25 protein-coding genes, 3 tRNA genes and 1 pseudogene are annotated in these 24273 nt (G+C 69.0%); 10 read left to right on the top strand and 19 right to left on the bottom strand.

Features of this window, described 5'->3' with window-relative positions:
- Positions 1-382: 382 nt before the first annotated feature.
- The 5 genes from rplA to ACFPZI_RS05555 form a co-directional block, all read right to left on the bottom strand.
- Positions 383-1108 carry a 50S ribosomal protein L1 gene (gene rplA / locus ACFPZI_RS05575; protein WP_381358947.1) on the bottom strand — a complete coding sequence of 242 codons (726 nt, stop codon included), beginning with the start codon at positions 1106-1108 and terminating at the stop codon, positions 383-385.
- Between the two features lie 84 nt (positions 1109-1192).
- Positions 1193-1627, bottom strand: a complete 435-nt coding sequence (rplK, locus tag ACFPZI_RS05570) for a 50S ribosomal protein L11 (RefSeq protein WP_055570301.1) — start codon at positions 1625-1627, stop codon at positions 1193-1195.
- Positions 1628-1817: 190 nt separating this feature from the next.
- Positions 1818-2678: a transcription termination/antitermination protein NusG gene (gene nusG / locus ACFPZI_RS05565; RefSeq protein ID WP_381358945.1), complete on the bottom strand. Its 861-nt coding sequence runs from the start codon at positions 2676-2678 to the stop codon at positions 1818-1820.
- 80 nt (positions 2679-2758) lie between these two features.
- A complete protein-coding gene (gene secE, locus ACFPZI_RS05560; protein ID WP_381358942.1) occupies positions 2759-3046 on the bottom strand; it encodes a preprotein translocase subunit SecE in 288 nt (95 codons plus the stop codon).
- A 109-nt stretch (positions 3047-3155) separates the two neighbouring features.
- Positions 3156-3228: transfer RNA gene (locus tag ACFPZI_RS05555), tRNA-Trp, on the bottom strand.
- Between the two features lie 269 nt (positions 3229-3497).
- Between ACFPZI_RS05555 and ACFPZI_RS05550 the strand changes: the two genes are divergently transcribed.
- Together ACFPZI_RS05550 and ACFPZI_RS05545 are read left to right on the top strand one after the other, a co-directional pair.
- Complete coding sequence (locus tag ACFPZI_RS05550) at positions 3498-4724, top strand: pyridoxal phosphate-dependent aminotransferase (RefSeq protein ID WP_381358939.1); 1227 nt, start codon at positions 3498-3500, stop codon at positions 4722-4724.
- Between the two features lie 146 nt (positions 4725-4870).
- Positions 4871-5911, top strand: coding sequence for an adenosine deaminase (locus ACFPZI_RS05545; protein ID WP_381358936.1), 1041 nt, complete (start codon positions 4871-4873; stop codon positions 5909-5911).
- Positions 5912-5989: 78 nt separating this feature from the next.
- Here ACFPZI_RS05545 and ACFPZI_RS05540 read toward each other — a convergent pair whose 3' ends face one another.
- The 9 genes from ACFPZI_RS05540 to ACFPZI_RS05500 all read right to left on the bottom strand — a co-directional run bounded on the left by ACFPZI_RS05540 (position 5990) and on the right by ACFPZI_RS05500 (position 11370).
- Positions 5990-7045, bottom strand: a complete 1056-nt coding sequence (locus ACFPZI_RS05540) for a UDP-N-acetylmuramate dehydrogenase (protein ID WP_381358933.1) — start codon at positions 7043-7045, stop codon at positions 5990-5992.
- A 137-nt stretch (positions 7046-7182) separates the two neighbouring features.
- Entirely contained in the window at positions 7183-7563 is a 381-nt protein-coding gene (locus ACFPZI_RS05535) for a DUF3291 domain-containing protein (protein WP_381358931.1), read from the bottom strand.
- Positions 7564-7664: 101 nt separating this feature from the next.
- Positions 7665-9107, bottom strand: coding sequence for a DHA2 family efflux MFS transporter permease subunit (locus tag ACFPZI_RS05530; RefSeq protein ID WP_381358928.1), 1443 nt, complete (start codon positions 9105-9107; stop codon positions 7665-7667).
- A 124-nt stretch (positions 9108-9231) separates the two neighbouring features.
- A complete protein-coding gene (locus ACFPZI_RS05525; protein WP_381358926.1) occupies positions 9232-9801 on the bottom strand; it encodes a TetR/AcrR family transcriptional regulator in 570 nt (189 codons plus the stop codon).
- Positions 9802-9925: 124 nt separating this feature from the next.
- Entirely contained in the window at positions 9926-10354 is a 429-nt protein-coding gene (locus ACFPZI_RS05520; protein ID WP_381359518.1) for a MaoC family dehydratase, read from the bottom strand.
- 8 nt (positions 10355-10362) lie between these two features.
- On the bottom strand, positions 10363-10815 hold the full coding sequence (locus tag ACFPZI_RS05515; protein WP_381358924.1) for an FAS1-like dehydratase domain-containing protein: 453 nt from the start codon (positions 10813-10815) through the stop codon (positions 10363-10365).
- 104 nt (positions 10816-10919) lie between these two features.
- Entirely contained in the window at positions 10920-11084 is a 165-nt protein-coding gene (gene rpmG, locus ACFPZI_RS05510) for a 50S ribosomal protein L33 (RefSeq protein ID WP_006347275.1), read from the bottom strand.
- Between the two features lie 94 nt (positions 11085-11178).
- Positions 11179-11251, bottom strand: a tRNA-Met gene (locus tag ACFPZI_RS05505).
- A 46-nt stretch (positions 11252-11297) separates the two neighbouring features.
- A tRNA-Thr gene (locus ACFPZI_RS05500) sits at positions 11298-11370 on the bottom strand.
- A gap of 294 nt (positions 11371-11664) precedes the next feature.
- On the opposite strand from ACFPZI_RS05500, the gene ACFPZI_RS05495 reads away from it, so the two are divergent.
- Together ACFPZI_RS05495 and ACFPZI_RS05490 are read left to right on the top strand one after the other, a co-directional pair.
- Complete coding sequence (locus ACFPZI_RS05495) at positions 11665-12957, top strand: amidohydrolase family protein (RefSeq protein WP_381358921.1); 1293 nt, start codon at positions 11665-11667, stop codon at positions 12955-12957.
- 104 nt (positions 12958-13061) lie between these two features.
- A complete protein-coding gene (locus ACFPZI_RS05490; RefSeq protein WP_381358919.1) occupies positions 13062-13718 on the top strand; it encodes an NAD(P)H-binding protein in 657 nt (218 codons plus the stop codon).
- 45 nt (positions 13719-13763) lie between these two features.
- On the opposite strand, the gene ACFPZI_RS05485 is transcribed toward ACFPZI_RS05490, so the two are convergent.
- Positions 13764-13976 carry a hypothetical protein gene (locus ACFPZI_RS05485; protein ID WP_381358917.1) on the bottom strand — a complete coding sequence of 71 codons (213 nt, stop codon included), beginning with the start codon at positions 13974-13976 and terminating at the stop codon, positions 13764-13766.
- Positions 13977-14815: 839 nt separating this feature from the next.
- Between ACFPZI_RS05485 and ACFPZI_RS05480 the strand changes: the two genes are divergently transcribed.
- The gene (locus tag ACFPZI_RS05480; protein WP_381358914.1) at positions 14816-15511 is read left to right on the top strand and encodes a hypothetical protein; all 696 of its coding nucleotides are present in this window, start codon (positions 14816-14818) and stop codon (positions 15509-15511) included.
- Between the two features lie 373 nt (positions 15512-15884).
- The gene (locus tag ACFPZI_RS05475) at positions 15885-16682 is read left to right on the top strand and encodes a bestrophin-like domain (protein WP_381358911.1); all 798 of its coding nucleotides are present in this window, start codon (positions 15885-15887) and stop codon (positions 16680-16682) included.
- 407 nt (positions 16683-17089) lie between these two features.
- On the opposite strand, the gene ACFPZI_RS05470 is transcribed toward ACFPZI_RS05475, so the two are convergent.
- On the bottom strand, positions 17090-17257 hold the full coding sequence (locus tag ACFPZI_RS05470) for a hypothetical protein (protein ID WP_381359575.1): 168 nt from the start codon (positions 17255-17257) through the stop codon (positions 17090-17092).
- A 66-nt stretch (positions 17258-17323) separates the two neighbouring features.
- On the opposite strand from ACFPZI_RS05470, the gene ACFPZI_RS05465 reads away from it, so the two are divergent.
- The 4 genes and pseudogenes from ACFPZI_RS05465 to ACFPZI_RS05450 all read left to right on the top strand — a co-directional run bounded on the left by ACFPZI_RS05465 (position 17324) and on the right by ACFPZI_RS05450 (position 21617).
- Complete coding sequence (locus tag ACFPZI_RS05465; protein WP_381358909.1) at positions 17324-18937, top strand: ISL3 family transposase; 1614 nt, start codon at positions 17324-17326, stop codon at positions 18935-18937.
- An 84-nt stretch (positions 18938-19021) separates the two neighbouring features.
- Positions 19022-19816 (top strand): annotated as a pseudogene (locus ACFPZI_RS05460) (DUF3631 domain-containing protein); the annotation flags it as partial.
- Between the two features lie 190 nt (positions 19817-20006).
- Positions 20007-20180 carry a helix-turn-helix transcriptional regulator gene (locus ACFPZI_RS05455; protein WP_381359515.1) on the top strand — a complete coding sequence of 58 codons (174 nt, stop codon included), beginning with the start codon at positions 20007-20009 and terminating at the stop codon, positions 20178-20180.
- A 69-nt stretch (positions 20181-20249) separates the two neighbouring features.
- Positions 20250-21617: a tyrosine-type recombinase/integrase gene (locus ACFPZI_RS05450; RefSeq protein WP_381358906.1), complete on the top strand. Its 1368-nt coding sequence runs from the start codon at positions 20250-20252 to the stop codon at positions 21615-21617.
- Positions 21618-21702: 85 nt separating this feature from the next.
- Here ACFPZI_RS05450 and ACFPZI_RS05445 read toward each other — a convergent pair whose 3' ends face one another.
- The 3 genes from ACFPZI_RS05445 to ACFPZI_RS05435 form a co-directional block, all read right to left on the bottom strand.
- Positions 21703-21915, bottom strand: coding sequence for a hypothetical protein (locus ACFPZI_RS05445; RefSeq protein ID WP_381358903.1), 213 nt, complete (start codon positions 21913-21915; stop codon positions 21703-21705).
- A 295-nt stretch (positions 21916-22210) separates the two neighbouring features.
- Positions 22211-23053: an IS5 family transposase gene (locus ACFPZI_RS05440; protein ID WP_381358900.1), complete on the bottom strand. Its 843-nt coding sequence runs from the start codon at positions 23051-23053 to the stop codon at positions 22211-22213.
- A gap of 206 nt (positions 23054-23259) precedes the next feature.
- The gene (locus ACFPZI_RS05435) at positions 23260-23997 is read right to left on the bottom strand and encodes a DUF4328 domain-containing protein (protein WP_332429983.1); all 738 of its coding nucleotides are present in this window, start codon (positions 23995-23997) and stop codon (positions 23260-23262) included.
- Positions 23998-24273: the final 276 nt, after the last annotated feature.

The following is a 24273-nucleotide window of genomic DNA, read 5'->3' as shown; positions in this document are numbered from 1 at the left end:
CCTGAGCGACCTGGCCACATGAGTACAGCCAGAGGCAACGGGGAGGCCCCGAACCATCACGCCGGTGGAGCAGGGGCCCCGCTCACTGGCGCCGTACCCGACGTCCCAGATCGCACGACCACGCTGACCCGGACGGCCCACCACGCCGCAAGCCCGGAAGCCGACCACCACACGATCGAGTTAAACCGCCCTCGCGCGCCCTCCGGCAAGCAGCTGACGACCTCTGGTTGTTTCGCCTACTCAGTGAAGTCCGTTGAACCGTAACCCGCCTGACTGACACCGCTGCACGAAGAAAAACCCGTCCCCGCGCCTGGGAAGGCACGGGGACGGGTTCGGGGCATGCTCGGTGGGCGCGCGGGCCGGACGGGCCGGCCCGACGGGCTCAGACCGCCGCCGGGTCCTCCTCGACGAGGAGGTTGCGGGTGCGGTTCGAGTCGAGCGGAATGCTGGGGCCGATCGTGGTGGTGATCGCGGCCTTCCTGATGTACCGGCCCTTCGCGGCGGACGGCTTCAGACGGAGGATCTCGTCCAGCGCGGCGCCGTAGTTCTCCACCAGCTTGGTGTCGTCGAAGGACGTCTTGCCGATGATGAAGTGCAGGTTCGAGTGCTTGTCGACGCGGAACTCGATCTTGCCACCCTTGATGTCGTTGACAGCCTTGGTGACGTCCGGGGTGACGGTGCCGGTCTTGGGGTTCGGCATGAGACCACGGGGACCGAGCACGCGGCCGAGGCGGCCGACCTTGCCCATGAGGTCCGGGGTGGCGACGACGGCGTCGAAGTCCAGACGGCCCTTCGACACCTCGTCGATCAGTTCGTCGGCGCCGACGATGTCGGCGCCCGCGGCACGCGCGGCCTCGGCACGGTCGCCGGTCGCGAAGACCAGGACCCGGGCGGTCTTGCCGGTGCCGTGCGGGAGGTTCACGGTGCCACGGACCATCTGGTCGGCCTTGCGCGGGTCAACGCCCAGGCGGAAGGCGACCTCGACGGTGCCGTCGAACTTCGAGGTGGAGGTCTCCTTGGCGAGACGGACGGCCTCGAGCGGGGCGTACTGCTTCTCCCGGTCGATCTTGGCGTCCGCAGCGCGGAGAGACTTGCTGCGCTTGCTCACGTATAGCTCCTGTGGGTTCTTAGGAGTCGTGGTCCGGGCCGAGCGGGCCCATCCACACTTCTGCTTGGTTTACGGGGGTGGAGATCAGCCCTCGACCGTGACGCCCATGGAACGGGCGGTGCCGGCGATGATCTTCGACGCGGCGTCCAGGTCGTTGGCGTTGAGGTCGGGCAGCTTGGTCGTGGCGATCTCACGGACCTGGGCAGCGGTGATCTTCGCGACCTTGGTCTTGTGCGGCTCGCCGGAGCCCTTCTCCACACCCGCGGCCTTGAGGATCATCTTCGCGGCCGGCGGGGTCTTGGTGATGAAGGTGAAGGAACGGTCCTCGTAGACCGTGATCTCCACCGGGATGACCCAGCCACGCTGCGACTCGGTCGCGGCGTTGTAGGCCTTGCAGAACTCCATGATGTTGACGCCGTGCTGACCCAGCGCGGGGCCCACCGGCGGAGCCGGGTTGGCGGCACCGGCCTGGATCTGGAGCTTGATGAGCCCCGTGACCTTCTTCTTCTTGGGAGGCATGACTCTCCGGGTCCTTTCGATTCGGGTCCTGCCCGCGTACCGGGAATCAACCCGGACACAGGCATACCGCACAACGATAGCGGGTATGGGTGTGCGGCCAAAAACCGAGCAGGTCAGGCAGACGCCTGAGCGTTCGCCTGACCTGCTCGGAAGCTGCTGTCCAGACTCTCCGGAACTGCCCGGAACCGGGTCAGTTCTTCTGGATCTGGTCGAAGGAGAGCTCGACCGGCGTCTCGCGGCCGAAGATCTCCACCAGGCCCTTGACCTTCTTGGAGTCGGGGTTGATCTCGTTGATGGTCGCCTGGAGGGTGGCGAACGGGCCGTCGGTGACAGTGACCGAGTCGCCGACCTCGAAGTCCAGCACCTGGACCTCGACCTTGCGCTGCGGAACCGGCTTGCCCGCGGCCTCGGCGGCCTCGCGGGCGGCCTTCTCCTCGGCCTCCGGGGCGAGCATCTTGACGATCTCGTCCAGGGTCAGCGGGTACGGGTCGTAGGCGTTGCCCACGAAGCCGGTGACACCGGGGGTGTTGCGGACGACGCCCCAGGACTCGTTCGTCAGGTCCATGCGGACCAGGACGTAACCCGGGAGCTTGTTCTGCTTGATCGTCTTGCGGTCGCCGTTCTTGATCTGGACGACCTCTTCCTGCGGCACCTCGGCCTGGAAGATGAAGTCCTCGACGTTCAGCGAGACGGCGCGCTGCTCCAGGTTGGTCTTCACCCGGTTCTCGTACCCCGCGTACGTGTGGATGACGTACCACTCACCGGGCAGCGTCCGCAGTTCCTCGCGGAGCTCCTCGACCGGGTCGCGGTCGGCCTCGACCTCTTCGGCCTCGTCCTCGGCGGCGGCTTCCTCGTCGGAGTCCGCGTCGTCGGCCTCTTCGGCCTCGGGGGTCGGATCGGCCGCCGTCTCGGACTCGTCCGCGGCGGCGTCGGCAGCCTCGACCTCGGCGGAGGCCTCGGAGGCCTCACTGTCCGCGCCCCCGACGGTGTCGAGCTCGTCCTCGACGGACTCGACCGGCTCGATGGCGTCGTTCACGTTCGGGTCAGACACGGTGGCTGCTTCTTCCTGGATACATAGGGGTGGAACACGCGAAAGGAGCGCCGGGTACCTCGGCGCTCTTCGCAGGCTGCTCAGCCGAAGACGTACTTGGCAACGTGACTGAGCCCGTAGTCGATCAGAGTAATGAGGCCGATCATGACGACCACAAAGATGATCACTGCGGTTGTGTACGACGACAGCTGGTTCCGGGTCGGCCAGACAACCTTGCGAAGCTCCGCCACGATCTGGCGGTAGAAGAGCGCGAGGCGCTTCAACGGGCCTTTCTTGGCCCGCTTCCCGCCCTTACGGGTCTTCTTCTGGGAGTCCGGCGCCTCGTCCTCGGCATCAGGCATGTCGATGGAGCCCACGGCGTCCGTCACTCGTCCTCACCTGATTCCGGGTCATGGCCGTGCCGCGCCCGGTAGGAGCCGCACGGCGGTGCATTGCTGTACGTACATGCGTACACATCCTGGCTAAGGTTGTGCATAGCAGGGCCGGAGGGACTTGAACCCCCAACCGCTGGTTTTGGAGACCAGTGCTCTACCAATTGAGCTACGACCCTTTGCGTGCCCCCCAACGTACCGCATCCAACCGGATGCTTGGTGTGAACCCGGTGAGCGCGGCCGCAGAAGGCCAACGAGGTGTGAGTGTACGTGTTCCGGGGCCGGGCGTCGAACAGAAAGCGCCCGTGGCCGGTCTCCCGACCGAAGATCGTCCTGACGGAGGGGGTCGGCGGGACGGATCCGGACTGGTGTTCAGAGGTTGGCCAGGACCTGTTCAGTCTGTGAAACCCCCGTGCCGGGCAGGTTCCCGGTCTGGAACGATGGGTCCATGAGCGCTGCAACCCCTCCCACCGAGCGCCGGGTCTCCGCCCGGGTCGGTGCGATCTCCGAGTCCGCCACCCTCGCCGTGGACGCCAAGGCCAAGGCCCTCAAGGCCGCCGGGCGACCGGTGATCGGCTTCGGCGCCGGTGAACCCGACTTCCCGACTCCGGACTACATCGTCGACGCCGCGATCGAGGCGTGCCGGAACCCGAAGTACCACCGCTACACGCCGGCCGGCGGGCTGCCCGAGCTGAAGGCCGCGATCGCCGCGAAGACGCTGCGCGACTCCGGCTACGAAGTGGACCCCGCCCAGGTCCTCGTCACCAACGGCGGCAAGCAGGCCATCTACGAAGCCTTCGCCGCGATCCTCGACCCGGGCGACGAGGTCATCGTCCCGGCCCCGTACTGGACGACGTACCCGGAGTCGATCCGCCTGGCCGGCGGTGTCCCGGTCGAGGTCGTCGCCGACGAGACGACTGGCTACCGCGTCAGCGTGGAGCAGCTGGAGGCCGCGCGAACGGAGAAGACCAAGGTCGTCCTGTTCGTCTCCCCCTCTAACCCCACCGGCGCGGTCTACAGCGCCGAGGACGCCGAGGCGATCGGCCGCTGGGCGGTCGAGCACGGTCTGTGGGTGCTGACCGACGAGATCTACGAGCACCTGGTCTACGGCGACGCCACCTTCACCTCGCTGCCCGCCGTCCTGCCGGAGCTGCGGGACAAGTGCATCGTGGTCAACGGTGTCGCGAAGACGTACGCGATGACCGGCTGGCGGGTCGGGTGGCTCATCGCTCCGAAGGACGTCGTGAAGGCCGCCACCAACCTGCAGTCGCACGCCACGTCCAACGTGTCGAACGTCGCCCAGGTGGCGGCGCTGGCCGCGGTCTCCGGCTCCCTGGACGCGGTCGCCACGATGCGCGAGGCCTTCGACCGCCGGCGCAGGACCATCGTGCGGATGCTCAACGAGATCGACGGCGTGCTCTGCCCGGAGCCCGAGGGCGCCTTCTACGCCTACCCGTCGGTGAAGGCCCTGATCGGCAAGGAGATCCGGGGCAAGCGGCCGCGGAACTCCGTGGAGCTGGCCGCGCTCATCCTTGAGGAGGTCGAGGTCGCGGTCGTACCCGGTGAGGCCTTCGGTACGCCGGGATACCTGCGGCTGTCCTACGCGCTGGGCGACGAGGACCTGGTGGAGGGCGTGAGCCGGATCCAGAAGCTGCTGGCGGAGGCTCAGGACTGATCCCGTGTACTCACGTGAGTGCACGGCGGGCCGTTTCCCCTCGGGGGAGGCGGCCCGCTTCCGTTTCCCTCGTGCTGACGTGCGAGCAAGGCCACGTTCGGGGAAAGCGCTACCGGGGCCCCCGGGAGGTGCGGCAGGATTTCGGGATGGAACGTGTACGTGACCTCTCCCTGCTGCCGAAGGCCCATCTGCACCTGCACTTCACCGGGTCGATGCGCCCCGCCACCGTGCTGGAACTGGCCGACAAGTACGGCGTGCGCCTCCCCGAGGCGCTGACCGACGCGCTGACCAGCGGGGAGCCGCCGAGTCTGCGGGCCACGGACGAGCGGGGCTGGTTCCGGTTCCAGCGGCTGTACGATGCGGCGCGCTCGTGCCTGAGGGAGCCGGAGGACATCCAGCGGCTGGTGCGGGAGGCCGCGGAGGAGGACCTCAAGGACGGCTCGAGCTGGCTGGAGATCCAGGTCGATCCGACGTCGTACGCGCCGCGGCTGGGCGGGCTGATCCCGGCGCTGGAGGTCATCCTGGACGCGGTGGACTCGGCGCGGCGGGACACCGGGCTCGGGATCCGGGTGCTGGTCGCCGCGAACCGGATGAAGCACCACCTTGACGCGCGCACGCTGGCCCGGCTGGCGGTGCGGTACGCGGACCGGGGGGTCATCGGCTTCGGGCTGTCCAACGACGAGCGGCGTGGCATGGCCCGGGACTTCGACCGGGCGTTCGCCATCGCGCGCGAGGGCGGGCTGCTGTCCGCGCCGCACGGCGGTGAGCTGAGCGGGCCCGCGTCCGTGCGGGACTGCCTGGACGACCTGGAGGCCGACCGGATCGGGCACGGGGTGCGGGCGGCGGAGGACCCGCGGCTGCTCCAGCGGCTCGCGGACCGGCAGATCACATGCGAGGTGTGCCCGGCGTCGAACGTGGCACTGGGTGTGTACGAGAAGCCGGGGGACGTGCCGTTGCGGAAGCTGTTCGACGCGGGCGTGCCGTTGGCGCTGGGGGCGGACGATCCACTGCTGTTCGGCTCGCGGCTGGCGGCCCAGTACGAGATCGCGCGCGAGCACCACGGGTTCACGGACGCCGAGCTGGCGGAGCTGGCGCGGCAGTCGGTGCGCGGGTCGACGGCGCCGGAGGCGGTCAGGGCGGAGCTGCTGGCGGGGGTCGACCGGTGGCTGACGGCCCCGATGAGGTGAGGGCGAGGTCGGGGCGGGCCGAGGCGGGGCGGGGCGGGGCGGGGCGGGGCGGGGCGGGGGCGGGCGATCCGCGGCCCCTCAGAGGCCGACCCCCACCGTCACCGGCTCGTTGACCAGGGTGATGCCGAAGGTTTCGCGCACGCCGGCCACCACCTCGCGGGCGAGTGCCAGCAGGTCCTCGGTGGTCGCCTCGCCGCGATTGGTGAGGGCGAGAGTGTGTTTGGTGGAGATGCGGGCCGGGCCTTCGCCGTAGCCCTTGGTGAAGCCGGCCTTGTCGATCAGCCAGGCGGCGGAGGTCTTGGTACGGCCCTCGCCGGCGGGGTACGCCGGGGGCTCGGTGTCGGGGCCGAGGTGCTGCTTCGCCCGGGTCCGGAAGGCCGTGAACTCCTCACCCGTGAGGATCGGGTTGGTGAAGAAGGAGCCGGCCGACCAGGTGTCGTGGTCCTCGGGGTCCAGGACCATGCCCTTTCCGGCACGGAGCTTCAGGACCGTCTCGCGGGCCGTGGACAAGGGGACGCGGTCGCCCGGTGCGACGCCGAGGACGCGGGCCGTCTCGGCGTACCGGATGGGGCCGGAGAGACCGTCGGCGTCCTCCAGGCCGAAGCGGACACGCAGGACGACGTAGCGCTCGGGGTCGGCCTTGAAGCGGCTGTGCCGGTAGGAGAAGGCGCACTCCTCGTTCGTAAGGGTGACCGTCTCGTGGGCCCGGCGGTCGTAGGCGACGACCTCGGTGATGGTGGAGGAGACCTCCTGGCCGTACGCGCCGACGTTCTGGATGGGGGTCGCGCCCACCGAGCCGGGGATGCCGGCCAGGCACTCGAGGCCGGCCAGGCCGGCCTCCACGGTGCGGGCGACGGCGTCGGTCCACACCTCTCCGGCAGCCAGTTCCAGGCGCGTGCCGTCCAGGGTGAGGCCCCGGGTGGCGATGACGAGTGCGGTGCCGTCGAAGCCCTTGTCGCCGATGACCAGGTTCGAGCCACCGCCGATGATCAGCAGGGGCGTACCGCTGTCGTCGGCCGCACGGACGACGGCGATCACTTCGTCGTCGGTCGTCGCGGTGACCAGCCGGGTCGCGGGGCCGCCCAGGCGGAACGTGGTCAGCGGGGCGAGGGGGGCGTCGTGGAGTTCCTGCACGGGCTCAAGACTAAGGCCCCCGCCGGACGGGGCGGCGGGGGCCGTGCGTGCTGTCGTGCGCGGGTGCCGTGTCCGCGCGGGGTGTTGTCGTACGCACGCGCGGGCGGGTGTTGTCGTACGCACGCGCGGGCGGGTGTTCAGGTGAGGCGGCGCCGTACTTCGGTCCAGTCGACGGGGAGGTCCTCGCTCTTCGCGGTCCAGCCGACGAACTTGGCGTCACGCATCCGCGGGACGAGCCCGCGGGCGGTCGGCGCGTGCGGGCCGGTACGGGCGAAGGCGCCGAGGGCCTTCGGGGACTCCCAGGCGGACACGGTCCAGAACGTCCGCCGCAGCGGCTGCGCCTTCAGGGAGGCTCCGTACGCGCCGGGGGCCCTGCTCACCTGTCGCCAGACACTGGGGGTTTTGAGGAAGAACCGCAGGGCTCCCCAGAGGGTGTGGGTCTCGAAGCGGGAGGCGAAGACGTGCACTTCGGTGTGGGGCGGCGGGGTGGTCGGGACGGTCCAGGGAAGCGTGGGCATGACCGGTGTCCTTCCGTGGTGGGTGGAGGGATCCATGGGATTCCGAGGGGTTCCGAGGGGTTCCACGGGGTTCCACGGGGTTCCGAGGGGTTCCACGGGGTTCAGGAGGCCGTTTCCAGTACCGGTTCCGGCGTCGGACCGGCCGGGGGCGCGGTGGGGGCGGTGGGCCGCCTGCGGGCCGGTATGAACAGGGTCGCGACGCCCGCGAGGGCGACCGCCGCGGCGCCGGTCACCAGCGCCGGACGCATACCGTCGACGAATGCCCGGCCGGATTCGTAACCGCCCCGGGACGCGAAGATCGACGCCATGATCGCGATGCCGAGGGCGCCGCCCACCTCGCGCAGGGCGTTGTTGGCTCCGGAGGCGATGCCCTGTTCCTTCGGGCGGACGCTGGACATCACCAGGTTGGAGGCCGGGGCGAAGTACAGCGCCATACCGATGCCGCTGATGATCAGGGCGGGCAGCTGGGCGGCGTAGGAGGCGTCGGCGGTCGCCACCACGGCCAGGTGGCCGAGGCCGAGGGCCTGCAGGAAGAGGCCGGTGGCGACGACCGGACGGCCGCCGACGCGGTCGGAGAGGATGCCGGCGATCGGGGCCACGAGCATCGGCATGCCGGTCCAGGGCAGCATCCGCAGGCCCGCCTCGGTGGGCGAGTAGCCGAGCACGCCCTGCATGTACTGGCTGAGCAGGAAGATCGAGCCGAACATGCCGAGGAACATCAGCAGGCTCGCCGCGTTGATGCCGGCGAAGGCGCGGGAGCGGAACAGCCGCATCGGCAGCATGGGGTTCTCGGCGCGGATGCTGTAGAGCACGAAGCCCACGAGCAGCGCCGTCCCGGCGAACAGGCCGGTCAGGACGACGGCGCCGGTCCAGCCGTCGACGGGTCCCCGGACCAGTCCGTAGACGATGCCGAAGAGTCCGCCGCTGGCGAGCAGGGTGCCGGGCAGGTCGAGCGGGGCTCCGGTGCCGTGGGACTCGGCGAGGCGCAGGCGGGCGAGCGGGATGAGGACCAGACCGAGCGGGACGTTCAGCCAGAAGATCCACTGCCAGGAGATGTGTTCGGTGAGGCTGCCGCCGACCAGCGGTCCGGAGGCCACCGCGAGGCCGTTCACGGCACCCCAGATGCCGTACGCCATGCCGCGCCGCGCCTCGGGTACCGCTGCGGTGAGCAGGGTCAGGGTGAGGGGCATCATGACCGCGGCACCGGCGCCCTGCACCGCGCGGGCGGCGATCAGGGAGTCGATGCCGGGGGCCATGGCCGCGGCGGCGGAGGACGCGGTGAAGACGGTGATGCCGGCGATGAAGAGCCGACGGCGGCCGAAGCGGTCGCCGAGTGCCGCGCCGAACATCAGCAGGACGGCGAAGGTGAGCGTGTAGGCGCTCACGGTCCATTCCAGGTCGTGCAGGGCGCCGCCCAGGTCCTTGCGGATGGAGGGCAGCGCGGTGGTGACGACGAGATTGTCGAGGGCCGCCATGAAGCCGGCGACGCTGGTGATGACGAGCGCCCAGGCGGCCGAGCCGCCGCGTGCGGTCTGTTGTGACATCGCTCCCCCAGGAGATGCTGGTGTTAGTTATTGATGACTAACTTTCACACGCAGAAAAAGGCGGCACCATAACGCCTTCCTCCACTTCGGTCGCCTCCACCGGATCCACCGATTGCACTGCTTCCTATTTCTTCAGCGGACCCTTGAGCCGCGCCGACGGGTACATCCCTTCCCAGATCCGGTGTCCGGGCGGGAACCCCATGGCGGCCACGCAGTTGACGAGCATGCCGTACGCCATGAAGGTCGTCGTCTCGTTGACGTCGGCCCCCAGCGCGAGGTGGACGGTGTCCCACAGCCGCAGCCAGCCGGCGCGCACGGTCGCACCGAACTCCTGATCGCCCTCCTGCTCGGCGGCCGCCACCGCGAGGTACATCTGCATCTGCATCATGAGCAGCTCGGGCCGCTCCGCGATGGTCCGCGTATAGGCGTTCGCCATGGCGTGCAGGGCTTCTTCACCTTCCAGCCCTTCGGACGCCTCCGTGAACATGCGGATGGTGTCCTCCACGCAGCGTTCCGCCGCCGCCAGGAAGATGGCCTTCTTGCCCGGGAAGAGCCGGAAGAGATACGGCTGCGAGACACCGACCCGCCTGGCGATCGCCTCGGTCGACGTGCCGTGATACCCACCGCGGGCGAACTCGGCACTCGCCGCGCGGACGATGCTCTCGCGCCTCTCCGCCGCACTCATCCTGACCATGTCTGCAAGTTAGTACGCAATCACTAACTACGTCAAGAGTGGGTCCGGTGCACCCGGTACGACGTAAGGGGCGTTCTCCATGGAGAACGCCCCTTACGTCATGCCCCGCAGTCCGGTCTCCCGGTCAGGCGAGCCGTACGACCGCCCGCGACATCCCCAGCACCTTCTGCCCGGCGCTGGTCGCCGTGAGGTCGACGCGGACGGTGTGGTCGTCGAGCTTGGCCGCGACCTTGCCGATGACCTCGACGGTGGCACCCTGATCGTCGTTGGGGACGACGACCGGCCTGGTGAAGCGGACGCCGTACTCGACGATCACACCCGGATCGCCCACCCAGTCGGTGACCACGCGGATCGCCTCGGCCATGGTGAACATGCCGTGCGCGATGACGTCGGGCAGGCCGACCTCCTTGGCGAACTTCTCGTTCCAGTGAATGGGGTTGAAGTCGCCGGAGGCACCCGCGTACTGAACGAGGGTGGCCCGGGTCACGGGAAACGTCTGTGCGGGCAGCTCGGTGCCGACCTCGACGTCGGCGTAGGAGATCTTCGCCGTCATGATGCTGCTCACGCCCTCTCGGCGGCGCGGGCCACCAGCTTGGTCCAGGCGGTCACGACGTGCTCGCCGGCCTCGTCGTGCACCTCGCCGCGGACGTCCAGGATGTCGTTGCCCGCCATGGACTTGATCGCCTCGATGGTCGAGGTGACGGTGAGCCGGTCACCGGCGCGCACCGGACGGCGGTAGGCGAACTTCTGGTCGCCGTGCACCACCCTGCTGTAGTCCAGGCCGAGCTGGGGATCGGTGAAGACCTGCCCGGCGGCCTTGAAGGTGATCGCGAACACAAAGGTCGGCGGGGCGATCACATCGGGGTGGCCGAGCGCCTTGGCGGCCTCCGCATCCGTGTACGCCGGGTTGGTGTCCCCCACCGCCTCGGCGAACTCGCGGATCTTCTCCCGGCCCACTTCATAAGGAACAGTGGGCGGGTAGCTCCGCCCCACGAAGGACTGGTCGAGCGCCATGCGCGCGGCACCTCCTGTGTCTCGTGCGGCCCTGGTCGGCCGGCGGGAAGAACAACGCGAGGCCGCCCCCCGACAAGGGGGACGGCCTCGCGTACGAGCCTGATTTATCGCGTTTCGCGGTGCGCGGTGTGCGCCTTGCAACGCGGGCAGTGCTTCTTCATCTCCAGACGGTCCGGGTTGTTACGCCGGTTCTTCTTGGTGATGTAGTTCCGCTCCTTGCACTCCACGCAGGCCAGCGTGATCTTCGGGCGGACGTCGGTGGCAGCCACGTGAGTGCTCCTTGGACGGACGGGATAATGAAACTGAATGAACGCAGAAAGAGTAGCCGATCGAAGGACCGACCCCGCAATCGGCTACTGTGTGTAGCGGTGACCGGACTTGAACCGGTGACACAGCGATTATGAGCCGCTTGCTCTACCGACTGAGCTACACCGCTGTGATGCGATCGATTCCCGCCTCGCGACGGGAACCTCACACACCAGAGCCCCAAAACGGAATCGAACCGTTGACCTTCTCCTTACCATGGAGACGCTCTGCCGACTGAGCTATTGGGGCGAGCGAGGAAGACATTACACGCTCTGCCGCCGTTCACCCAAATCCGTTTCGCGGCCCCTGTCCCACCCTGTCGGCCACTCCCTCCCGGCGGTCTCGGACGCCACGTCCGGCCCTCCGCGACACCCGCACCGGACCACGGCGGCCCCTACCCGGCCACACCAGTACGACTATTGCTGACTCTTACGCTCCTCCCGGCGAGGAAGGAGCCTCCGCCCTAGGCTCGACTCACTCTGCGTGATCTTCTCTCTGTGTGATCCTGCGACAACCGTGCGCAGTCCGAGCCTCAGGAGCGCGATGCCCGACAACCGGCCGCAGCCGCCGCCCCCCTCGTCGCCCGTACCGTCCCCGGACCCGTCCGACCCGGCGCCACTCCTGCTGTGCGGCGCGCGGCTCACCGACGGCCGGACCGTGGACGTACGGCTGGGCGGCGGGCACATCGAGGCGGTCGGCACGGCCGGCAGCCTGACCGTGGACGGCACCCGTACGGGCGGCACCCGGGTCGACCTGACCGGCCATCTGCTCCTCCCGGCCCCCGCCGAGCCGCACGCCCACTCCGACACCGCCCTGTCCGCAGCATCCGACGGCCCCGTCTCGTACGACCCCCACGACGTCCGGAGCCGGGCGACGGAGGCCGCGCTGCTCCAGCTCGGACACGGGGCGACGGCACTTCGGGCGCACGTGCGCGTGGACGACATGACCGGACTCGACGCACTCACCGCCGTTCTGCAGGCGGGGCGTTCGCTGCGTGGACTGACCGAACTGACCACGGTGGCGATGCCGCGCGTGCTGACCGGGGTGGCCGGGGCCGACGGGATCGCGATGCTGCGGGACGCAATGAAGATGGGCGCGTCGGTGGTGGGCGGCTGCCCGGACGTCGACCCCGATCCCACGGGGTACGTGGAAGCGGTCCTGGAGGTCGCCGCCGAGCACGGCTGCCCCGTCGACCTGCACACGGACACCGCCGACCCCGCCCGCGTGGCCCGGCTCGCCGCGATGGCGGGCGGGCTGCGGCCGGGGGTGACGCTCAGCCCGTGCGGCGGCCTCGGCCGGCTGCCCGCCGAGGCCGCCGCACGTACCGCGGACCAACTGGCGGCGGCCGGAGTGACGGTGGTGTGCCTGCCCCAGGGCGGCTGCGGAGGCCTCGACCGCCGGGGCACGGGCACGGCTCCGGTACGGCTGCTGCGCGCGGCGGGTGTACGGGTGGCGGCCGGAAGCGGTGCCCTGCGGGATGCGTCGAACCCGGTCGGCCGCGGCGACCCACTGGAGGCGGCGTACCTGCTGGCCTCCCGCCACGGGCTGTCCCCCGAGGACGCCTACCAGGCGGTGAGCACGTCGGCTCGCGCTGCCCTCGGACTGCCCGAGGTACGGGTGGAGGCGGGCTTCCCCGCCGAACTGCTCGCGGTCCGCGGCGACCGGCTGTCGGCGGCACTGTCCCTGGCGTACAGCCGGATCGTGGTGCACCAGGGACGCGTGGTCGCACGGACGAGCGCGGTACGGGAGTACTGCGGTCCGTTGACGACGACCATGGAACCGGCAACGGAACCGGCAACGGGCCTGCCCCGACAGGGGTGGGCAGGAACCACGTAGCCCCTCCGCCAGTTCCTCCCGTTCTTCCTGCTGTTCCTTCCGCTCCTCTCCTTCCAGGCCGTGCCGTGCGGCGGATGCGATCGTCGCGGCGTACGGTCGAAGGCATGCGCATTGTCATCGCTGGTGGTCATGGTCAGATCGCGCTGCGGCTGGAGCGGTTGCTCGCCGCGCGCGGGGACGAAGTGGCGGGCATCATCCGCAAGCCCGAACAGGCCGACGCGCTGCGACAATTGGGTGCCGAGCCGGTCGTACTCGACCTGGAGTCGGCGTCGGTGGCGGACGTCGCGGAGCAACTCCGGGGCGCGGACGCCGCGGTGTTCGCCGCAGGCGCCGGTCCGGGGAGCGGCGCGGCACGCAAGGAGACGGTGGACAAGGCCGCGGCGGTCCTCTTCGCCGACGCCGCGGTCCGCGCGGGCGTGCGGCGGTTCGTGGTCGTCTCGTCGATGGGCGCGGACCCGGCCCATGAGGGGGACGAGGTCTTCGACGTGTACCAGCGCGCCAAGGGCGAGGCCGACTCGTACGTCCGCGGCCTGGACGCCCTCGAATGGACGATCCTGCGCCCCGGCCTGCTCACCGGCGACGCCGGCACCGGCCTGGTCCGCCTGGAGGCCCACACCGGCCGCGGCCCGATCCCCCGCGACGATGTGGCCGCCGTCCTGGCCGAGCTGGTGGAGGGCTCCTCGACGGCCGGCCTGACCCTGGAACTGATCAGCGGCCCCGTGCCGGTCCCGGTGGCGGTGAAGGCGGTGGCGGGCGAGTGAGCCGCGGGGGGAGCCGGGAGGATCCGGAAAGCTTCTCGAGGACGGCTAGAACAGCGGCATCTGCCCCGGAAACTCCGGTACGACGTATCCGTCCAGCGACGGCTGTTCGGCGCCGGCCTGGGCGTACCGGCGGGACCCCGGGCACGAGGTGAGTTCCCCGCTCCCCCGGGCGCCGGGCGGATCGTGACGCGCGTACCGCCCGGCGACGACGGCGATCTCACGACGACACTCGGGACAACCCCTACGACGCGACGACATCCCGCCAGTGTCCCCGAGCCTCCCGACTTCCACACACGCCATGACGAGGAGACCGGTCACGGCCCAGTCGGCCCACTCCCGCGGCGTGGTGGACGTCGCTCCCGAGGGCGTCGGGTTCCTCGCTTCCCCGAAGGGGAGCAAGCGCAAGGCCGCGCCCAAGCCGAACCGTTTCCACGACCGGCCAGGGCATGCCGCTGTGCTGTCGTTCCCGGTCCGCACGCCGGATCTCCACCGAACGCCCCACGATCATGACGCCCGCTGCACTTCGCGTCGAAGAGTCTCCGCGGCTACGACCGTCCTGGCCGGCCGGACAGTGACCACCGGACAGTGACCATGGGCACCGACACATCCCGGGGCGGGCCGCTTCCACGCAGACCTTGAGAGACCCACCTACTCCGCTGGACGCCACGCGTCCACACACTCCGAGACGGATTGTTCGAACGCGAAACAGGGTGAAACAGGGGCCACCTCCGAGATGGCATGACGAGGGGCCCGTTACCTGTTTCAGCAGGTAACGGGCCCCTCGTTCACCTTGTGACGGCGCCAGGATTCGAACCTGGGAAGGCTGAGCCGGCAGATTTACAGCGGGCTCCCCTCAACCCCGCTCACCTGCGGCTTCTCCACCACTGGAGGCCGCTGGGGCACACCTGGGGGAAAGCCCCCGAGAACACCGCATTAAGAAGTTCGATCCGATCCCGCAGCTCTGTCGGCGGCTGGTGCGACGGCCGGACAGAGACGCTGGTGTACGTCCCCGTCCGGCGTCGTTGATGTCACCTCGCCTTCGCTGCCATGCGGATAAGGGATCGCGCCGGCGTGCCGATCAGGCGATGATCTGCCGCGTGACAGAGAGGGCAGGCTCGGGCGTCGACGACGACCACGGGTGGACTGAGCGTTTGGCGTGGGCTTACGGCTTGATAGCACCGGACCCTGCCGAACGTGCCGCTGCCCTTGATCGACTGGCCAGTGCCCGAGGAGAGGTCGAGTCTGCTCGTCTCCGGGTCACCAAGGCTTGGCTCCCGGCCCCTCGGTTGCGGTTCAAGGCGCGGGACCGGGCAGCTGCCCAGGAGGCTTACGACGAGGCCGCAAGTCGCTGTCTGCCCGAAGCCCTGTGGAGCAGGCAGCCCCCCGGGGAGATCAACACGTGGGCGGGGCTGCCCTTCGCCCTGCTGTTCCTGGAATGGGAGGCCCGGTACCCACAGGAGTGGACCCAGCACGCGAAGGCGTGGGGTACGAAGCAATCTCTGATCAGGAAGCTGGCCACTGCCAACCACGACGACCAGGTGAGAACGAAACTCGTCGATCTGGTCGACCTCGCTGTCCAGCGACCCTATCGGTGCAAGGACCGTGAATACGTGCGTGTGGCCCGGGCGGTAGACGGAGACGAGCTGCGCGGCAGGCTCCACAGGGCTCATCGCTCGGGGAACTCGTGGGCACAGCTCCACTCGGGCTACGTTCTCTGGCTCCTGGACCATCCCGAGGTGCCGAACACCCGACACGTTTGGAGGACGTGGCTTGCCGGCACTCGCACCTGCTGATGCAGGGCGCACGCTTTCCAACTGTGTTGGTTGGGTGTGGGTGTGTGTACGGGGGCGTTCACCTGCATTCATGGGCGGCTCGCCACCGGATGGAGATCGGCTTCCGGTCTCGGCTGAATGACGGTGAACCAGGCCGAATGAGACGGAAAGTGAGACGGGCGCGGCGGTCGTTGTCAGTACAGCCTCGTACTGGGCCGTACTCGGCTGTTTGGCCGACGAAGCGAGATGCCGTGCCGGGCGTCGCGAGCGTCAAAGGCCTTCGACCTGTGACCATGGAGCGTTCATTGAAAGTGATCGACGAGGAGTTCCAGGTCGCGGGGGCCGATGTGCCGCCGCCGTGGGACGCTCGCGGGAACGCGCTGTAGGTGATGTGGTGGACTGGTTGACTTCGCTGCCGGCGGCGGTGCTGGTTGTGGGCGGGCTCTTACTTGCCTTACTGGTCGCGGCCGTGGCGCGGATCGGCGTCCGGGCGCTCGTACCGGCCGAGGAACGGGACCGGGTGCCGCAGATCGCCACGCCCCTGATGCCGACGCTCGGCGCTGCCTTCGCGATCTTTGCGGCACTCTCACTGGCCAGCGAGGCTGGCTACCTGCGCGCAGCCGAGGGGCTGGTGAGCGACGAGGCGGCCGCGGCCTCCCGCCTGGCATGGGCGGCGACAAGTCCGCGAGTCCAGTCGGAGCCGATCCATGCGGCACTGCTGGACTACTTGCAGACCACGCGTGCCAAGGAATGGAAGAGTCCAGCAGCGGCGTCCGGTGACGACCCTGCCACCGCTCGCGCGATCGCATGGCTGGAGCGGAGCGTGCGCACCGAGGCAGCCCGGCCCGAGGTGGGAACCACGACAGGCACGGAGCTGGTGGTTTCCCTGGACGGTGTCACCAATAGTCGTCGCGCCCGCATCGCGGCCGCCTCGCGCGACGTTCCCACGCTCTACGTCGTCACGCTTGTGGTCAGCGGACTGGCCTTGATCGTGAACTCCGGCGCACTGGTCTTCCGCAGCAGCCTGCGAACGTCACTGCTCGTCGCGGGTGTGGCAAGTGTGGTCGGGCTGAGCCTGGCGTTGCTCTTCGCACTCAGCGCGCCCTGGAGTGGACCGTTGATCGTCAGTGGGCATCCACTCGACGCCGTCATCGGGGACCTGAAGTCCGGCTTCTTCACCGGCGGGCCGTAAGCGGCGGGTGCGATCAGTACGCCGACAACTGATCACCGGCTGCCGTGACCTGCGGCCGCCTAATCGATCAACGCCCCGACCTGCTGTCGAGCTGGCGACAGCTGTCGATGTTGGTCACCATTGAGCCCTTTCACGACCCCCGGACGGCCCGGGAGGGCGCTCGTGCGTGAGCACCGCATTAGGAGTTCGATCCGGACGCTACTCAGCCAAGAAGCATGCCGTCGCGTCGTCTCCCAGGGGCCACGCGAGTCCGCTGACATCCACCGCCGTTGATGTCAGCGGTGGATGTCAGGGGCCACACGAAGCGCTGAACCCAGCCCGGCTGTCGGCGTCGCTTGAACCGTGGTTCTGGATCACTTTTGGTGCAGGACTGACGGACGGTCACCGTCACGGGGTGTCCGGCACGGTCAGCGGCTGAGGAGGATGCGCTTTCGCAGGAGGTCCACGCCGGCCCGGCCGAACATCTGTCGCTTCAGCATCTTGATCCGGTTCACCTGCCCCTCCACTGCGCCCGAACTGAACGGCAGCGTCAACCCCGCCGTCACCGCCTCAAGATCAGACCTGATCCCCACCACAAACGACTGCAACCTCTTGTGATCACTTTCGGTCTCTGGTCGGCGGGGGTCCCAGCTGGTGTGACGATGAGCGACGTGATCGTGGAAGACGTGCTTTTCCCAGACCTGGACGGCCTGCTGGTGCAGGACGTCCAACTCGTCGGGGACGAAGTGCAGGTAGCGGCACGGACCTGCGCGACCGGGGCGGGGTGTCCGACCTGCGGCGCGCTGTCGCTGCGGGTCCACAGCGGCTACGAACGCCGGCTCACGGACGCGGCGGTGGGTGGCCGCCGTGTCGTCGTCCGGCTGCGGGTCCGGCGGTTCCGCTGCGCGACGGCCTGGTGCCCACGCACGACCTTCGTCGAGCAGGTCGCCGGCCTGACCTTCCGCCACGGGCGCCGAAGTGCTCGCCTGCACACGAACCTGCAGGCCATCGCTCTGATGCTCGCGGGCAGGGCCGGGGCCCGGCTGGCCAAAGCACTCGACACCTCAGTCAGCCGCTCCACCCTGCTGCGTCTGATCCGGGCGCTGCCCGACCCACAGATATCCACGCCCCGGGTGCTGGGGGTCGACGACTTCGCCCTGCGTAAGGGGCATGTCTACGGAACCATCCTGATCAACGTCGAGACACGCCGGCCCGTGGACGTACTCCCTGATCGGGAAGCAGCCACCTTGACCCGGTGGCTGGTCGACCATCCCGGAGTGGAGGTCATCTGCCGCGACCGAGCCAGCGCCTACGCCGAGGGCTCCCGACTCGGCGCACCCGCCGCGGTCCAGGTCGCCGACAGGTGGCACCTGTGGCACAACCTCTGCGAAGCCGTCGATAGATGCGTCACCCGCCACTCCTCCGATCTGCGCGAACCCGCCCAGGTCCCGACCCAGGCCGCCACAGCAGCCGCGGTCGCCGAACTGGAGAGCGCCGCCCGGGCGGGCAAGGTGGTGGGATCCGCTCATCGTTACGCGGACCGCACCCGCGAGCGCCACCGAGCAGTCCACGACCTGCTCGACCGGGGACACAGCCAGCGTGCGATCGCCCACGAACTCGGCCTGGCCCGCAACACCGTGCGCAGGTTCGCCCGCGCCGCCACCCCCGAAGAACTCAGCACAGGGAAGTGGCAGAACCTCCCCAGCATCCTGGACCCCTTCAAGCCCTACCTGCATCAGCGCTGGCAGGAAGGCTGCACCAACGCCCGAACACTGTTCGAGGAGATCAGGTCCGCCGGATTCCGGGGCCAGTGCACGATCGTCCGCGAGTACCTGCGCCCGCTTCGATCCGGACTGAACCCAGCAGGCCGCGCGCCCAAGCCGCCCTCGGTGCGGGACGTGACGGGCTGGATCACCAAGCACCCCGACAGCCTGACCTCCGAGGAAACCGTCAAGATCAAGAGCATCCTCGCCCGCTGTCCCCAGCTCAGCACCGCCGCCGCACATGTCCGCTCCTTCGCGGAGATGATGCGCGACCGCGCCGGCCACCACCTCACCGAGTGGCTCACCGAGGCCCACGCCACCGACCTGCCCGAGTTGCAGTCGTTTGTGGTGGGGATCAGGTCTGATCTTGAGGCGGTGACGGCGGGGTTGACGCTGCCGTTCAGTTCGGGCGCAGTGGAGGGGCAGGTGAACCGGATCAAGATGCTGAAGCGACAGATGTTCGGCCGGGCCGGCGTGGACCTCCTGCGAAAGCGCATCCTCCTCAGCCGCTGACCGTGCCGGACACCCCGTGACGGTGACCGTCCGTCAGTCCTGCACCAAAAGTGATCCAGAACCCGAGTTCAGACGCCCCCGACATTCCTCAACGCCGGTCACCGCCGCTCCGGGGTCACCTACCGGTGCATCGGGGACGGAGGGAACCAGACCGTGCAGGCCTTCCCCTCGTACTGCGCGGTCGCGGTCGCCGGTCTCGGGTCGCTGCCGGACACGATCCTGACCCGCTCCGTCGTCATCCGCATGCGCCGCCGCGCCCGCAACGAGAAGGTGGAACCCTTCCGGGCCCGCATCCATGAAGCCGAGGGGCACAAGCTGCGCGACCGGCTCGCACAGTGGGCCGAACACGCCCGCGCCCAGGTCACCGGCGCGTGGCCCCAGATGCCCGACGGGGTCACCGACCGGCCCGCCGACGTGTGGGAACCCCTGCTCGCCGTCGCCGACGCCGCCGGGGGCGACTGGCCCCACCGGGCCCGCGAGGCGTGCATGACGCTGGTCAAGGCCGCGCAGTACACCGACAAACACAGCCTCGGCATCCGGCTGCTCACCGACCTGCGCGACCACGTCCTCATCGGCATCGACCGCCTTCCCACCATCGCCATCATCGACCGGCTCAACGCCCTCGACGACGCACCCTGGGCCGACCTGAACGGCAAGCCGCTCGACAACCGACGCCTGTCCCGGATGCTCGGGGAGTACATGACGGCCGACAACGAGCCGATCCGCTCCCGCAACATCCGCACCGCCGGCGGAGTCCTCAAGGGATTCCACGCCGCCGACCTGGAAGACGCGTGGGCCCGCTACTGCCCGCCCCCTCCCCAGGACTCCGCTACATCCGCTACACCGCTACAGCCCAGCTCAGAGCCCCTGAATCTGTAGCGGCACCCAACGTGTAGCGGCTACGTCCGCTACCCCGTAGCGCGTGCGTAGCCGCTACACGCCACCCGTCCGCTACAAAAAACCACCCGCTGACCTGCGATGTAGCGCTGTAGCGGATGTAGCGGACTTCTGAGACGGCCCCCAGACCCCTCACCTCCGAGAAGGAGTCACCACCTTGGTCGGCACCAAAATGCTCAAGCTCCCCGAAGTCCTCTCCGAGATCGGCATGAGCCGCGCCGCCTTCTACCGCATGCGCGCCCGTGGGCAGGCGCCGCGGCTGGTGAAACTGCCGAACGGGCACCTGCGGGTGCGTCGTAGCGACCTCGACATGTGGCTCAGCAACCTCGACTCGCCCGCCTACTGACATCACCGATTCGCCAACACCACCGAGGGGCCCGGCACTAGCCGGGCCCCTTTCGTAGGAAGGCCCCCGATGGGGAAGACGTACGACGTTCGTATCTGGGCCGTTCGGCAACGGAAGGACCGCCGGCAGGCATCTGCGGAACTGCGCTGGAAGACTGGTGAGACTCCGCACTCCCAAACGTTCCGCACCAAGACACTGGCCGAGGGCCGGCGGGCCGAGCTGCTGCGAGCCGCGCACGCCGGTGAACCCTTCGACGAGTCGACCGGGATGCCGGTCGCCGAACTGCGGCAGCGCAACGACGTCAGTTGGTACCGCCACGCACGCGAATACATCGAGATGAAGTGGCAGCACTCCCCCGGGTCGACCCGGCGAACGCTTGCCGAAGCCATGGCCACAGTCACGCCCGCCCTGGTGAAGGACACAGCGGGCATGGCCGATGCCAGAACGGTGCGGACGGCTCTCTACAGCTGGGCATTCAACGTGAGCCGCCGCAGTGAGGAGCCCCCGGCCGAAGTCGCCGCGGTGCTCGCCTGGTTCGAGCGGAAGTCCCTCCCCACGTCCGCGCTTGCCGACCGCATGCAGGTACGCGCCGCCCTGGACGCCCTGACCAAGAAGCTGGACGGCGCCACGGCATCCGCGTCGACCATCCGTCGCAAGCGGGCCATCTTCCACAACGCGCTTGGCTACGCCGTCGACGCCGGCCGTCTCATGGACAACCCGCTGCCGCAGGTGCAGTGGAAGGCTCCGGAGCAGGTGGCCGAGGAACTGGACCTTGCCTCTGTCCCGGACCCTCGCCAGGCTCTCGCCCTGCTCGATGCCGTGCGCACGCAGAGCCCACGTGGGCGCCGTCTGGTGGCGTTCTTCGGGTGCATGTACTACGCGGCGGCGCGGCCGGCCGAAGTCATCGGCCTCCGTCTGTCGGACTGCGACCTGCCCCGCCGTGGGTGGGGAACCCTGCGGCTCCGGGAGACCCGCCCGCGCTCGGGGTCGGCGTGGACCGACAGCGGTGAAGCACACGACCGGCGCGGGCTCAAGCACCGACCCCGGAAGGCGGTCCGCACCGTGCCGATTCCGCCTGACCTTGTCGCCCTGCTGCGGTGGCACGTCACCGCCTACGGCGTCGCCCCCGACGGCCGGCTGTTCCGGACCCAGCGCGGCGGACTCGTCCAGGACACCGGATACGGCGAAGTCTGGGCCGAGGCTCGCTTACGCGCCCTCACACCCGCTCAGCGCGCGTCGCAGTTGGCCAAGCGTCCCTATGATCTCCGCCACGCTGCCGTCTCCACATGGCTCAGCTCTGGGGTGGAACCACAGGTCGTCGCCGCGCGCGCCGGCCACAGTGTGGCAGTGCTGTTCCGGGTGTACGCGAAGTGCCTGGACGACGCTGCCGCCACGGCGAACGCCCGAATCGAACGGGCCCTGAAGAACGGCGGCTAAGAACTCACGCGGATTGGTGAAGCCGGGGACAGCGAATCAGGGTCTGTATTTCGTGCCACGGTGACGGATTGTGACAGGCTGATTGTTACGGGGCCGGTAGCAGGGCGAGAGCCTGGAGCCGGGAGGTTGCGAAGTCGCTGCCGCAGACGGTGCATCCGCGGATCAGTTGGTGTGCTGCCAGGTGGGGACCGAAGAACGGGATGCCCGGGGCTGGGTAGACCGCTTGGAAGCGTGCCGTGCAGACGTGGCAGGCCAGGGGGTGGATCTCGGCGAGGACGACGTCTTCCAACTTCTGCAAGCCCGGTTCGGTTGAAGTTTCGGCATGCTCAGGCACCGGTCGGTTTGCAGGCCAGACTGCCGCGTAGGCGCCCTCCGGCCATCGGTGCGGGCGGAGCAGCGCGGGACGGAAGCGGTCTTCCATGTGAGCGAGGACTGCGGCAGTGGGTTGCAGCGCCAAGGGGACGGGGCCGTCGGCGAACACGTCGAGGATTCCCCAGGGCAGGGTGAATCGCCACCTGGGTCGTGGTGTCTTGTCGTCCATGGTGGCGCCCATTCTCGCTCGTACGCCTCCCGATGTCGGCCCGCGGTGAGGGTCACGGGCACCGAGAAGGCCGCGCGTCCCAGCGGTGGGTTTTCCAGGAGCGGCGAATGAGACCGCGGACGGCGATGACCGTGTCGGCGAGGTCGAAGAAGGCGTCGATGACGATGGTGCGGCGTTCGTGGCAGCGGGCGAGGCGGTGGAAACTGTTCTGCCAGGCGTGGGTGCGTTCGATGTGCCAACGCTGGCCGGCCTGGATCGGGGCCTTCTCGCCTTTGTGAGCGATCCTGCCGTGCAGGCCGCGTCCGTCAAGTTCGGCACGGGTAGCGGCGGAGTCGTAGCCGGCGTCCAGGTGCACGGTGATCTCATCGGGCAGTGGGCCAAGACCGTCCAGGAGGTCCAGGGTGGGGGCCAGCAGTGGGGAGTCGTGGCGGTTGGCTCCGCTCAAGACCCGTCCCAGCGGGATGCCGTACCCATCGGTCATGCCGGAGCGTTTCAGCCCCTGCTTGCCCCGGTCGACCGGGGAACGGCCAGCGACCTCGCCGCCGCCGGGGGCCTTGGTGATGGCACCGTCGATTGCTATCTGGTCGAGGACGAGGCCGACAATCCGGTCGTAGGACTCCAGCGCGATCTGCTTGAAGCGGCTGAACACCCCGAGCCGGATCCATTCGTCGCGACGGCTGCGGATCGTACTGGCGGAACACGTGGTATCAGCGATCGCCTCGTAGGAGCAACCGAACCGCAGCAGTTGCAGCAGCTTGTCGAAGACGACCCGGTCGCTGATCCGGGGACGATGGCAACCCAGGGGATGATCCGGGTGATAGACCGGCCGCTTCGGCAACAGTGCCGCGAATTGGTTCCACAGCGGTTCGGCCAGCCATGATGGCAGTACAGGCACAGGTCTCTCCGGTGGTCACAGAGCGTAATAACTCCATGATCGCCTCGACCTGTGCCCGCCCACCGCCCGGGAGTACTCGACCACGCCTATCCGCGCGCCCTCTAAGCGGCCTGGAGAAAGCGCGGTGCTGATCCTCGTGCTCTCATTCAGGTTGGTGCCTTGGTAGCCTAGAACGCGGGCATCTGACCTCGCCCGACCCGTCAGGACTACGGTTGGGTCTGCGGCAGGATCTGCTCTTGGCGCGCGGTCGCCTTGTCGAGTTGCATGCGGGTCAGCTTCCGTACGAAGAGGAGCGCGAAGACTGCTGCCACCGCGTCGAGGACGTCGGAGAACATCATCATTCCCGCGGCCTGCTTCAACTTCGCCGCGCTGGCGGCGTCCTCATAGGCCGAGCCTGCGACCCGGTCGACCAACCATGTCGCCACGAACAACGCCCACCAGACGTTCATCGGGGTGCGGGACGTGCGGCGCGCCTCGGAGTCCCAGTCAGTGCTGGCGTTCCACACCTCGCCCGCGACCTTGCGCGGCAACCATAGGTTGCCGATCGGTATGAACCAGGCGCCGATGGCCCAGCCGCTCTTCATCTCGCAGGAGTCGAGCGCGAAGAAGTCGGCGTTCCTGCGCACCCGGTAGAACCAGATGACGAAGACCACAGCCGTCGCCACCAGGAGCGTCACTTGCAGCACGCCTCCCACAGCCTGGAGGTAGTCGGCCCGCGTCAGATCGGCGTCCTCGACGGACCCGCCGCCCAGTATCTCGTCCATCAGCCGCCACATATTGACGTCGAAGACAGCGGCGAGCAGGTCCACCCCGATAGTGAGGCTGAAGAGTGCGGTGAGCGCCGTCGCGAGACCCCTCGGCGATCGGAACGGCGCGACGTACGGCGGAAGGTGTCCGGTGGTCGCCGGAGGCGGATCGAATGTGTTCTGCGAAGTGTCGGACATGGCTGAGCAAGCCCCCCCCCATGGGCAGCGAAACGCTCGCCGACCGGCGGGCCAGACAGGACGATAGTCAGGCTGTCCGCCGCTGTCCAAGCAGTTCACGGGCCCCGCAGCGCAGCTGGCCCAGCCCATCGGCCCCTTGGCAGCCCCCGGGTTCAGCACATGACTTCGGTCAACCCGCCTAGCGGGCCCGAAAGCTGCCCCACGCCTGCCCCACACGCGCTGGCCAGCACGCGAATCAGAGTGAGACACACTGGGGAAAAGCACCCATAGCGGCCA

The organism is Streptomyces chlorus (assembly GCF_042655885.1).
GTDB classification, from domain to species: domain Bacteria; phylum Actinomycetota; class Actinomycetes; order Streptomycetales; family Streptomycetaceae; genus Streptomyces; species Streptomyces chlorus.
The sequence above is the reverse complement of the archived record's forward strand: the minus strand, read 5'-3'. Positions and strand labels throughout refer to the sequence as shown.

What these genes read in the sequence shown, in the direction of transcription:
- ACFPZI_RS05515 (WP_381358924.1), bottom strand. Translation starts at nt 10,815, where the DNA reads ATGGCGCTCGACCAGTCCTTCGTGGGGCGGAGCTACCCGCCCACTGTT.
- ACFPZI_RS05520 (WP_381359518.1), bottom strand. Translation starts at nt 10,354, where the DNA reads ATGACGGCGAAGATCTCCTACGCCGACGTCGAGGTCGGCACCGAGCTG.
- rplK (WP_055570301.1), bottom strand. Translation starts at nt 1,627, where the DNA reads ATGCCTCCCAAGAAGAAGAAGGTCACGGGGCTCATCAAGCTCCAGATC.
- ACFPZI_RS05485 (WP_381358917.1), bottom strand. Translation starts at nt 13,976, where the DNA reads ATGTCGTCGCGTCGTAGGGGTTGTCCCGAGTGTCGTCGTGAGATCGCC.
- ACFPZI_RS05455 (WP_381359515.1), top strand. Translation starts at nt 20,007, where the DNA reads ATGCTCAAGCTCCCCGAAGTCCTCTCCGAGATCGGCATGAGCCGCGCC.
- ACFPZI_RS05535 (WP_381358931.1), bottom strand. Translation starts at nt 7,563, where the DNA reads ATGCCCACGCTTCCCTGGACCGTCCCGACCACCCCGCCGCCCCACACC.
- ACFPZI_RS05545 (WP_381358936.1), top strand. Translation starts at nt 4,871, where the DNA reads ATGGAACGTGTACGTGACCTCTCCCTGCTGCCGAAGGCCCATCTGCAC.
- ACFPZI_RS05530 (WP_381358928.1), bottom strand. Translation starts at nt 9,107, where the DNA reads ATGTCACAACAGACCGCACGCGGCGGCTCGGCCGCCTGGGCGCTCGTC.
- ACFPZI_RS05465 (WP_381358909.1), top strand. Translation starts at nt 17,324, where the DNA reads ATGAGCGACGTGATCGTGGAAGACGTGCTTTTCCCAGACCTGGACGGC.
- ACFPZI_RS05495 (WP_381358921.1), top strand. Translation starts at nt 11,665, where the DNA reads ATGCCCGACAACCGGCCGCAGCCGCCGCCCCCCTCGTCGCCCGTACCG.
- ACFPZI_RS05490 (WP_381358919.1), top strand. Translation starts at nt 13,062, where the DNA reads ATGCGCATTGTCATCGCTGGTGGTCATGGTCAGATCGCGCTGCGGCTG.
- ACFPZI_RS05435 (WP_332429983.1), bottom strand. Translation starts at nt 23,997, where the DNA reads ATGTCCGACACTTCGCAGAACACATTCGATCCGCCTCCGGCGACCACC.
- ACFPZI_RS05550 (WP_381358939.1), top strand. Translation starts at nt 3,498, where the DNA reads ATGAGCGCTGCAACCCCTCCCACCGAGCGCCGGGTCTCCGCCCGGGTC.
- ACFPZI_RS05450 (WP_381358906.1), top strand. Translation starts at nt 20,250, where the DNA reads ATGGGGAAGACGTACGACGTTCGTATCTGGGCCGTTCGGCAACGGAAG.
- ACFPZI_RS05525 (WP_381358926.1), bottom strand. Translation starts at nt 9,801, where the DNA reads ATGGTCAGGATGAGTGCGGCGGAGAGGCGCGAGAGCATCGTCCGCGCG.